Origin of the sequence: Proteus sp. ZN5 (assembly GCF_011046025.1) — a bacterium.
Taxonomy (GTDB): domain Bacteria; phylum Pseudomonadota; class Gammaproteobacteria; order Enterobacterales; family Enterobacteriaceae; genus Proteus.
Genome location: NZ_CP047639.1, coordinates 3,505,693 through 3,517,730 on the forward strand (window position 1 = coordinate 3,505,693; position 12,038 = coordinate 3,517,730).

Genomic DNA, 12,038 nt, shown 5'->3' on the forward strand with positions numbered 1-12,038 from the left:
TAACTACTCCTCAATTACAGTAATATTAAACCTAATATTCTTTGATGATGCATTTTTAATTGAATTATTAATTACATCCCATTGTTCTTTATTCGTATTTTCTGATATACCCAGCTCTATTGTTTTCTGTTTTATTTGTTCAGGCATAATCTTCACGCTCCCTTTTCTTTCACCATCATAACTATCTATTTTTGAAATATATGTATTTAATGTATTTTCTATTGATTGTGGATTTTTAATCCTTGAGGCTGTTTGGGTATTTAATGTCTTTACACTAATATATTCACCTGTATTAGCATCATAATAGTCGAAAGTTTTAGCATTAAGATGTAATCGCGTAAGTCGTTTATTTGATAGACCAATGTAATTCTCAAATGTCATACCTTGCTCTACTATTGTACCTTGATACATCCATTTCATTGTGATTTTATTTCCTGATTTGTCAATAAAATAAATATCATTTATTGGTATAAACTGCGTTTTATTGGCATTAAAACTTATAGGACCATAAATTCTATTACCATTACGCCTTGTTATTGACGCACCTATTGCAATTACTGAAGTTAAGTTTTCAAGTGTTTTTTTATCCCATCCGGTAAACTTACTCGCATTTTCAATCCATTGATTTCTTGAAAATGTTTCACTATCTGTTAATTTATCGGCTTCAGTGTAAGTAAATAATTTAATTTTTTCATAACCACTAAATAGTGGATAGTTTCCACCTATTCTTGTTCTCTCTTTTGTAATCCAATAATCTGAAAGTAATGAATCTTCTACATGTGTATATGGGTATTTTTTCATTAATGATTCATAATAATTCCTTTCAGATGAATCTAATGATTCCTGAGCAATACAATAAACTTTCCGGCAAGAAGCAGCTAATAAGCGCTCTAATTTATTTTTATCTCCATTTGCTAATTTATTAATTGCTTTTGTTTCTTCTAAATGAAGTTGTCGATTATAACGTTCTACTAACTCTGCTGAATTAGCAGCACTAATAACCCCCTCCGCTTTACCTGTTGCTAGTAAGCCAGCAAAAGCACCAACTAGACGGCTTCTTTGAGCTTGCTGTTCTCTCCACTGTTCTGTCTTAACTAAATTATCATTGAGCGATATCGCTGCTATCTCTGCCGCCAACGCACCAGCAACTGCACCTTTAACACTGCCTCCTGCAATTTCTGCACTAACACCTGCTACTACCGAATGGCTTAAAACCTTTCCTGCATGACCTAATACAGCGCCATTATCACCAATTAAATTGGCGCCTTCGGCATGAAGCTGACTACCAATATTGCTTAATAGCGCCGTTTTAAAATTATCAATAAAACTGCCACCTTGAATGGCAGTGCCCAATGTTGAACTGACGACTGAATGAGAGGCTACGCGTTGTGCAACTTGATTCCATGTTGCGCTATCGGTCGCAAGTAACTTGCCTGTTGAAGGTAATGTTCCACCTTGGATTGCCTGATCCCAACCCATAAATTGGTCAAGACCCTGAAGTGCTCCCGCAACCACCATACTCGTCACCACAGACTTGACCGTGTCGCTACGCCCCAGTGATTCAAGTGTTTTAGAGATGTTGCCTTGGTTTTCAGCTAAAGAGACCGCCGCTTGCGAAACTAAAGAGGCAAAACCTGCTTGTGCTGCAACCGATGCCGTTGAAGCCACGCTTGCTGAAGCACCCGCCGCAATGGTTGCTTTACTTGCCATTCCACCAATAGTCGCCGCGGTTGCTGTACCGTAAGTGGCAACTCCCACTGCAATAGCGATAACCGCACCAACAACAGGATTTAATTGTTTTGTTTTATCATCCCAATCAGAATAGGTATCTTTAACTAAATTCCAATTGACGTTTTGATGATGTTGAAGATCTTTAAGCCATGCATATTCTGGAGTGTTACTTAAAACTGTTAATGCTTGTTCTAGTGATTGTCCTTTTTGAGCTTTAATATCAGCAGATATTCCTTTAGGAGCATCAATAGTCAGTTTTCCACCAATATAAAGTGTCGGTAATGCCCAACTCTCTTTTATATATCCCTGATCGCGATGAGTAATATAAATATCTTTTGAATTAGTAATAACTTGCTTAAATGCTGTATTTTTAACTGCTTTAAAATTAACTTTTCCTGTTTTACTGGTTAATTTTGCATTCTTCGCTGTTTCTAGTTTGCTCGCTTCTAAGGTAATATCATCTTTAGCAAATAAATTAATATCGCCATTAGCGATAAAATCAGTAACTTTATTATTTTTATTATGACGTTTTTTCGTGTATTTCTTTTTGGTAGTACATAAAGTCCACGGATTACATTTTTTCTTCTCCTCTTCGTAATAACTCGATTCCTCCATCGCTTGTGCGTAAAGAAATCCACCTTTAGCAGCAATATCTATCTCTTTATTGGCAATCAATTTTGATGCCTGAAATAAAATACTGCCTTCAGATAATAGAGTTAAATTATTACCACTATTAATTTCAGTACTGACTTGTTTGTGAAGTTCTTCTAACTTAGAACCCGACTCTTTACGAAAATATGTTTTTACCGATCCCAATTGAATATTACCACCACTGGATATCGTAATATCACCATCTGATTTGAGTGAGCTTCCTTCTGTTATTAATGCACCTGATGACGCAATAGAAATGCCTTTATTTCCTATAATGGCCGCTGTGCTATACTGAATATCTTGAGAATCTTCGTGGGGATCTTTGATGGCAGAATAAGCATTTGCACCCAGCTTTATATTCCTACCTGCTAATACAATGACTTTATCTTTTGAATTTAATACTGTTGAACTTAAATCAATATCACACGCTGCATTTAAGATAAGGTTATTGTCTGAAAATAACTTAGATTGTAATTGAGGATAATGAATATCACTAAAAAAAGGATCGGCTTCTTTTATTGATTTTGAGGCAAGGAAAATATCCTGCCCTGCATTAAAGGTTATTCCTTTATCACTATGATATTTTATTCCTTGACTAATAATATCTTTACCTGAAGTAAAAGCTATATTATTACTTTCCAAAATCCCCATGTTAATTAAAAATGCTGGAATATACCCACTATCTCTAATAAAAGGTACTAAATTAAAAAGAAACGATTCATCACGATTTATTTTAATATCTTCTAGCGCAGATAAATTTAATTCATTGGATTTATTAATTATTACATTTGAAATATCAATATTTTTCCCAGAATTAAAATATATTTTTTCAGGAATATCAACATATGGTGATTTAATACCTTTTAGAGTATAAAATTTGGTAGAATTAAATAAATGACTAATATTTCCCTTTTTAGTTATAGCAGAAAAATATTTTGCTGTTACATCTATATTCTCAAATTTTATAGTATCTATCGATGTCAAACTTATATTTTCATCAGCTAGCAATTTTGAATTATTTATGTTTATACTTTTATCAGCAATAATAGATAAAGAATCGTTTGCTGTTAAATTTAAAGAAACATTCACATTATTAGCATTTAATAATATATTTTTAGCTAATATAGTATTTTCAAAATCTGATAACCCTCTGAATTTTTTTATTTCTTTTTCTGTAAATGGAAGTTTACGCTCTAAATCTATACTGTTTTTAAAATCTAATACTAAATTATTACCTGCTTTTATTATATAATCAGAGACATCATTTACAGAAAATTCATAATGACTACCCGTTTTCACAAAAGGAACAAAATGACTTACCTTATTAAATTTAGCTTCATCAAGCTTATATTTTATTATATCATCCCGATAATAAAGATGAGCATTATCATTAGAATAATGTTCCCATTTATTAAGATATGCAGAACGATAATAATATAATCTTGCACTGCTTCCTGTTGCAATTAAATTATTATCTGCAATAATTCTAGATTGGTTATTAATAAAATCATTAGATTGTATATATAAATTATTTCCTGAAGAAATAATACTAGGAACATATTTATTACTTTTTTCAAAGTATGAACGTTCTACATTAACTCCTCCATTATTTTTTAAATCTAAAATATCAAACCATTTTTTATAAGAGAAATTTTTCAACTCAGGAAATGCAATAACTAAAAGAAAATCATCAGTAGGACTTCTAGATGGAAGGAGGAGGTGATTACCGATATTTATAGAGAGTTTAGAATCAGGCTCTTGTTTTATCTCTTTAAATAAAGGTGTTATAGATTCATTAACCAATTTCTTAGTTCTAATAATCAAATCACCCTTTTCTGTTTTTATCGTGGCTGATTGATTTTCAATTAAAGTGCTTGGTTCACCCTGCGCATTTCTCTGTATCCATAAATTATCTTTCGCTTGAATAAGTGCCTTTTCATTTTTATTCGTGAGTTTATCTGCGAATAAACGCATATCTTTCTCTGAGATAACTTCACTATTATTAATCAGCGTATTAGTTGCTAAAGTAATATCTCTTTTTGCTTTTAATTTTGCATTACTATTAATTTGTAGTTCTTTACTACTAACATTAATATCTTGATCAGATTGAATATTGCCATTAAAGGTAATTTTTCCATCAACGGTTAAATTCACACTGTTTTGGTTTGTTTTAATATGACTTAAATTAACACCAACACCTTTTTCTGTGCTAACTAGACGTATTTGATTAGCATACATTCCACCTAACGCTTTTGTATCAATAGATAGCGTAGGTTTAACGCCTTCACCATTAATGCTATTTACTGTACCTTTATCAAAATCAATACGGTTATTTCCTTGCATTAAAGAAAGGGTTTTAGCGTTAATTTTTCCATTTAATTCAATACTACGGCTGATAATGTCGGCATAATCCTGAGTTTGGAGATCTATACCTTGCGTACCAATAACAACACCGCCTTTTTTCACTTCTATTGCCGAATAGGCGCCTTGAGGGTTAAAAAGAGGTTTTCCTGTGGTGAGCGTAATTGCTGGGGTATTTATAAACGAACAGCCATCACACGTAATGCCATTTGGATTAGCAATAACAACTTTCGCTTGTTCTCCTGCAACTTCCAGTTTTCCTTGTAATTGTGAGCGCCCATTTCCCACCACTTCATTAATAATTAAATGAGCAGCACTACCTTTTAAATGAGTATTGGCATTCACTTGTTTGGCTAATTGTGTGTTAACAGAAGTTGTCGCATTATTAAGTACAACACCTTGCTTGCTAACATTGAACGAATGAAACTTATTATGAGAAATACCAAGATTATTAGGTGTTGAAATATTAATAATTGGAACAGTATTTTGTTGATTGACTTTAATCGTTTTATCGGAGGGCGTAATTGCTAAACTCCAAGCTGGATGTAATGGATAAATAGCAATTACATAAGCTATGCTATAACTTATTAAACGTTGTTTCCAAGAAATATCCTTTTCACACATAAAAACTCCTAACATTTAAATAGAAAGAGAAATGGACCAATAAAAAGACCAGCAATCTGGCTTTAATGATTTGGGATAAAACACAGGTTTATTAATTAAAATTTGAGAAGAAAAAGTGGAATGATAAAAAGAAGCACCTATTGCACTTCCAATTATTTTATTCTTTTCTGTTTCATATTGATCTGAATGGGCGACACCATAATCAAGTGCAAAAATAAAATTCCACTTACTTAAAAATGAAGTTATTGGTAATATATTTATTTCATTACGCCAATAAAACCCACTATTAGCATTAAAATTTATTTCTTTATATCCACGAACAGCTTTTATTCCATCTATTGCTATTTTTTCCGAACCATAAAGATTATCAGGCGTATATTGACTATGAAATGAAGTAAGATAGGAAAACTGATCAGTGAATAAATATTGATAGCTTAAATTTAAACTTAATTTTCGATAATGACTACGAGGTGAATTGTCAGCAATATAATCAGGTGTCGCACCAAAAAGAGAGATCCCAAACTCAGCAGTTGGATTAATGATTAAATATCCATTATGTAAACTTAAAGTATATTCAGGGCTAAATGATAAAGAAGTCAATGTGGGACTATTTATTAATAATTTTTGTTGTGCTAACTGTGTTTTTGCTTTCTTATGCTTTAACGTTCCCGTTAGTGTTATTCGTTGTTTATTATCTCGATAAACTAGACGACTAATATCAAATTGCTGATCTTTATTTTTGTTTTTATAAATATATTTGTGATTATTTTGGAAGGAATAAGATGAACTACTATCAGATAACTGGTATTGATAAAACCAATAGCCATAAGGGATATTCACACTTGCAGTATAAGCACGAGAATAGTGAGCATGAGGGAAATCTGTATTTGTTTTTAGTGAAAAAATCCACTGTTCACCCAAGCCAAATAAAGAATCTATTGTTGTCGTGTTAGTAAGTAAGATCTTTCCTGTTGTTTCTGTTCCTGAATTATCAATTGTTAATCGATTCTTTAAAGGGAGTTTTTTAGCTTTTCGATTAATAGTTACAGATGAATATCCCACACTATCGCTTGGTTGAATATCCAAGGCATATTGCGCTGTCGTTAACCGATTAAGCTGTTCTAATCCATGTTCTAAATCTCGTAGATTTAAAACTTTCCCCTTTGAGGAAGGAAAAATAATATCGACTAATCTAGATGAAATACCATTAATAGAAATATCTTTTATTCTGCCTTCAATAATCTTTATTACTAACTTATGATTAGAGAGATCTTGCTCTGGTATAATAGCCTGGGAAGTAACGTAACCTTTTTTAATATAATTATTAGTAATTGATTTAGCGACCTCTTGCATATCATTTAATGTTAGACATTGTTGTAGATACGGTGAAATCACTTTAGATATATTTCTATAATCTAATAGAGTACTTCCTGTAAGATCAACTTTATCAATAAGAAAGCAATTACTGTTTACATTTTCATTATTCAAAGAAAAACTATTCTTACTAATGAGTAAAAATATAAAACAGAATAAGTTTATGTTTTTAAATTTATGCATATATAAATCATCCTTAAAGAGATATTTATATATTTACATAGGAAACGCATTTTAAAGGTTATCATTAAATAGTAGGTGTATAAGGCTTTTGGAAAAAGTTCTTTCAGCAAATATTGACAAGTTTCTATTAACCCTATATTGCTAGATACTTAACTTGCACTTAGCTTACATTAAAAAAATAAGGCTAATAATAATGAAACACTTACAACTCAACAAAACACAATTCCGCTTAAGTGATAAACTCTGTTTACAAATTGACAATTTAGCCATAAATGAAGGTGAAAGTTGGGCATTTGTAGGCAGTAATGGAAGTGGCAAAACCGCCTTAGCAAATGCATTAAGCCAAGAAGGTATTTTGCTCTCTGGTGAGTTTATCAGCACATTTTCTCGTCCAATTAGTCTCTCTTTTGAAAAACTGCAAAAAATGATTGAAGAAGAGTGGCGTCGTAATAACACAGATTTATTAAGTGAAGGTGAAGAAGATACTGGCTTAACCGTTGCTCAAGTTATTCAAATGCAGGTAAAAGATGATGACAGATGCTTTTTATTAGCAAAGCAATTTGGTGTTGAATATCTTTTATCAAGACGTTTTAAATATCTATCTACAGGTGAATCTCGAAAAATATTGCTTATTCAACTTTTAATGAATAAACCTGATTTAATCATTTTAGATGAGCCTTTTGATGGGTTAGATGTTGATTCTCGCCGTGCTTTAAATGAATTGTTAACACTATTACATCAACAAAATCTGACTATCGTACTCATTCTAAATCGTTTTAATGATATTCCTGATTTTATTCAGTATGCAGGTCTACTGATTAATTGTGAATTGGTAGCCAACGGCAAGAAAGAACAGGTTTTATCTGACTCAGTAATAGGCCAATTATCTCACAGTGAAACGCTAGAAAATCTCACATTACCTGAACAAGATTCACCTGATGCCATTCCTCAATTATCACCGACTCTTTCTCCTATCGTGCTAAAAGATGGTGTAGTGAGCTATAACGACAAACCTGTTCTTCACCATTTAAGCTGGGAGGTAAAACCTCAGCAACATTGGCAGATTTTAGGCCCTAATGGTGCAGGGAAATCGACACTATTAAGTTTAATTACGGGTGATCACCCTCAAGGCTACAGCAATGACTTAACGCTATTTGGCCGTAAAAGAGGAAGTGGTGAAACAGTATGGGAAATTAAACGCCATATCGGTTATGTCAGTAATGCCTTACATCAGAGTTACCGTGTTTCTTCAACGGTAAAAAATGTCATTATTTCAGGTTTCCATGACTCTATTGGCATTTATCAAGCGATTACAGATAAACAGCTAAAACTTGCTGATGAATGGTTAGCGTTAATTGGTTTAACTGCACATGCTAATCATCCATTTCATGCCTTATCTTGGGGTCAGCAACGCTTAGTGTTAATTGTTAGAGCATTAGTTAAACACCCTACCTTACTTATTCTTGATGAGCCATTGCAAGGATTAGACACAACGAACCGGCTCTTAGTACAGCGTTTTATTGATATCATGATAAGCCACAGTAATACGCAACTTTTGTTTGTGAGCCACCATCAAGAAGATGCGCCATCGTGTATTACTCATCGATTGACTTTTATTAAAGAAGGCGAAATTTATCGTTACCAGCAAGAAATTTGTTAAATGTTCATTTTTACTGTCATAATCAGGGCAATGATTTTAGAAATTAACGCTAAACTTAGGTCTGAATTTTTATTTAAATCGACATTTTCTTGCTTATTATTTGAACAATAATAAATAAAGAATGTGTCGTTTTTACAGGCGCTATTTTCGTCTATTTTTTATACAAAACGGATATTTTGTTTTTTTACGCCGATCCCGCTAGATTAATAGCTTGAACGATTAAGCAAAAGGTGTGACAACTGTGCAATAATTCATCGAACAAACGACATTTTTGACTTAATCCCCCTTGTTTTGTCACTTATGTTTGGCGTTCTTGTCGATGATCCATATAATGATTGAAGTGCTAATTTTAAACTTATATTAAGAAAGTAATTATAGGAGTCTAAACTATGGCAGTAACTAAGCTTGTGCTAGTTCGACACGGTGAAAGTGTATGGAACAAAGAAAACCGTTTTACAGGCTGGACTGACGTTGAGCTGTCCGAAAAAGGCCGTAATGAAGCGCAAGAAGCAGGTAAACTGCTGAAAGCTGAAGGTTTCGTTTTTGACTATGCATATACTTCTGTTCTGAAACGCGCAATTCACACCCTGTGGAACATTCTTGATCAAGTTGATCAACAATGGCTGCCAGTTGAAAAATGCTGGAAATTAAACGAACGTCATTACGGTGCTCTGCAAGGCTTAAACAAAGCTGAAACTGCTGAAAAATACGGTGACGAGCAAGTTAAACAATGGCGTCGTGGTTTTGCTATCACTCCACCAGAATTAACTAAAGACGATGAACGTTTCCCAGGTAAAGATCCTCGTTATGCATCTTTAACTGCGGCAGAACTGCCATTAACAGAAAGCCTAGCATTAACTATCGACCGTGTAACACCATACTGGGAAGAAGTTATCAAACCACGTGTTGCTTCTGGTGAGAAAGTTATTATTGCAGCTCACGGTAACTCACTGCGTGCTCTGGTTAAATACCTAGACAACATGAGCGAAGACGAAATTCTTGAGCTGAATATCCCAACAGCTGTACCTTTAGTTTACGAATTTGATGAAAACATGAAACCAATCAAACGTTACTACTTAGGTAATGCTGACGAAATCGCAGCAAAAGCAGCCGCTGTTGCTAACCAAGGTAAAGCAAAATAATTTGCGTTAAATCTATTAATTTAGGTTTATATGATAAATACCGCTAGAAATAGCGGTATTTTTTTATATTAAATTTCTAAATTTCAATTTTTTCATATTATTTTTTATTTTATATAAAAAATATAATATTTAACTCGATAGCCTTAATTAAAAAATATTAAATTATCACTTACAGTTATTAAATATTTAATATATTGTCACCATTGGATTTTAAGTCATTTAATTATTTATAAATATAAAACGCTTATAACAAACGCATATTAAAATAGGGATATTAATATGAAATTAAAAATAGCTACCATTCTATTTATTATTATTATGTTTATAATAATGTTTGTTTTATTCCCGTTTAAGGAGGATAAAATAAATGATCCTTCTCCCTCTCTATTTAAACAAAGCCTTTCACATTATCAGCTTTACTTAGGCGATATTTATTTTGCTAAGAATGATAAAAACAAAGCCCGCAAATTTTATTTATTATCTGCTTATAACGAGAATGCGGAGGCTCAAGCAAAAATAGGTTTTTTCTACATGAAAGGAGATCTTTTTTTTCCAAAAGATTATGAAATAGCAATAGAATGGTTATTAAAATCAGCAGATAAAAATAACCCTCGAGCACAAACATATATTGCTTATCTGTATAGTAAAGGTCTTGGTGTAGAAAAAAATATTAAAATATCTATGAACTGGTATTTAAAATCTGCAGCTCAAGGATTTGGGATGGCTCAAAATAATCTTGGTGTTCTATATTTTGAAGGAAATGGTGTTATTCAAGATTATCAACAAGCAATGGAATGGTATTTAAAAGCAACTAGTAATGGATACATTAAAGCAAACAATAATATTGCTTATTCATATCAACATGGCTTAGGAGTTGAGCAGAATTATCAGAAAGCAATGACCTTCTATTTAAAGGCGGCTGAAGATAATGATCCCTCAGCTATTTATAATATCGGTTATTTATATGAAAAAGGATTGGGTGTCATTGCTGACAAAGAAAAAGCATGTGAATGGTATCAAAAGTCATATGAGCTTGGGTTTAAACCCGCTAAATTTAGACTTGATCTATTAAAGGTACATGACTAACTTATTTTCTTTTTCATAAAAAATACCGTTGATTAATTATCAACGGTATTACAGTTTGTGTACTAATATAATATCAGTTAACCGCGACGAGCAACAACCGCATCTGCTAATTGGCGTAACAGTATTTCAGTATCATCCCAACCAATACAAGCATCAGTGATACTTTGACCGTAAACCAATGGTTCACTGCTTTCTAATGACTGGCTACCTTCCACTAAATGGCTTTCAACCATAACGCCGATTAATGCTTTTTCACCTGAGCTAATTTGTTGGCAAATATCAGCACCAACTTCCATTTGTTTCTCAAATTTCTTGCAACTATTGGCGTGGCTGAAGTCAACCATCACATTTTGTGGTAAACCTGCTTTTTTAAGCCCTTCTTTTACTGTTGCAACATGTTCAGCGCTGTAATTTGGCTCTTTACCACCACGTAAAATAATGTGGCAATCACCATTACCTGCTGTGCGCACAATGGCTGAATGGCCCCATTTAGTGACAGAAAGAAAACAGTGTGGCGATCCAGCTGCATTGATTGCATCAATAGCAACTTTAATAGTCCCGTCTGTACCATTTTTAAAACCAACAGGACAAGATAAACCAGAAGATAGCTCACGGTGTACCTGAGATTCAGTAGTACGAGCACCAATTGCACCCCAACTCATTAAATCAGCAACATATTGAGGCGTTATCATATCTAAAAACTCGCCAGCTGTTGGCAAGCCACTATCGTTGATGGTTAATAAAAGATTACGAGCAATACGTAAACCTTCATTAATATCAAAGGTATGATCCATATGAGGATCATTAATTAAACCTTTCCAGCCTACTGTTGTACGTGGTTTTTCAAAATAAACACGCATAACAATTTCAAGTTTATCTTTAAGCTCTTCTCTAATAAGACTTAAACGTTGCGCATACTCCAACGCAGCTTTTGGATCATGAATAGAACAAGGTCCAATTACCACTAATAGACGATCATCTTTTCCTGCTAGGATTTGATGAATAGCTTCACGGGCATGACGAACTGTAAAAGCCGCATTATCAGTTGCTGGAAACTTTTCCAATAAAGCAACTGGCGGTAAGAGTTCATTAATTTGTGTTATTTTAAGGTCATCATTTTGATAATTCATTCCCGTGTATCCACTCTATGTTATCTAGTCAATGTTATTATTGCTTTTCCAATCTAACCATTCGTTTTCTATCTGTAAACACCCTTTCAACCTAAA

At 33.0% G+C, this 12,038-nt stretch carries 6 protein-coding genes; 3 read left to right on the plus strand and 3 right to left on the minus strand.

Annotated elements, in window-relative coordinates; all coding sequences use genetic code 11:
• Positions 1–3: 3 nt before the first annotated feature.
• Both GTK47_RS16190 and GTK47_RS16195 read right to left on the minus strand, forming a co-directional pair.
• Positions 4–5,367 carry a DUF637 domain-containing protein gene (locus GTK47_RS16190; RefSeq protein ID WP_165125140.1) on the minus strand — a complete coding sequence of 1,788 codons (5,364 nt, stop codon included), beginning with the start codon at positions 5,365–5,367 and terminating at the stop codon, positions 4–6.
• Between the two features lie 15 nt (positions 5,368–5,382).
• Complete coding sequence (locus tag GTK47_RS16195) at positions 5,383–6,924, minus strand: ShlB/FhaC/HecB family hemolysin secretion/activation protein (RefSeq protein WP_165125143.1); 1,542 nt, start codon at positions 6,922–6,924, stop codon at positions 5,383–5,385.
• A gap of 193 nt (positions 6,925–7,117) precedes the next feature.
• Here GTK47_RS16195 and modF point away from each other — a divergent pair, with 193 nt between their 5' ends.
• The 3 genes from modF to GTK47_RS16210 all read left to right on the plus strand — a co-directional run bounded on the left by modF (position 7,118) and on the right by GTK47_RS16210 (position 10,812).
• Positions 7,118–8,584: a molybdate ABC transporter ATP-binding protein ModF gene (modF, locus tag GTK47_RS16200; RefSeq protein ID WP_165125146.1), complete on the plus strand. Its 1,467-nt coding sequence runs from the start codon at positions 7,118–7,120 to the stop codon at positions 8,582–8,584.
• A 389-nt stretch (positions 8,585–8,973) separates the two neighbouring features.
• Entirely contained in the window at positions 8,974–9,726 is a 753-nt protein-coding gene (gene gpmA, locus GTK47_RS16205; protein ID WP_036938379.1) for a 2,3-diphosphoglycerate-dependent phosphoglycerate mutase, read from the plus strand.
• Between the two features lie 279 nt (positions 9,727–10,005).
• Positions 10,006–10,812, plus strand: a complete 807-nt coding sequence (locus GTK47_RS16210; protein ID WP_165125149.1) for a tetratricopeptide repeat protein — start codon at positions 10,006–10,008, stop codon at positions 10,810–10,812.
• 77 nt (positions 10,813–10,889) lie between these two features.
• Here GTK47_RS16210 and aroG read toward each other — a convergent pair whose 3' ends face one another.
• Entirely contained in the window at positions 10,890–11,942 is a 1,053-nt protein-coding gene (gene aroG, locus GTK47_RS16215) for a 3-deoxy-7-phosphoheptulonate synthase AroG (protein WP_165125152.1), read from the minus strand.
• Positions 11,943–12,038 lie beyond the last annotated feature (96 nt).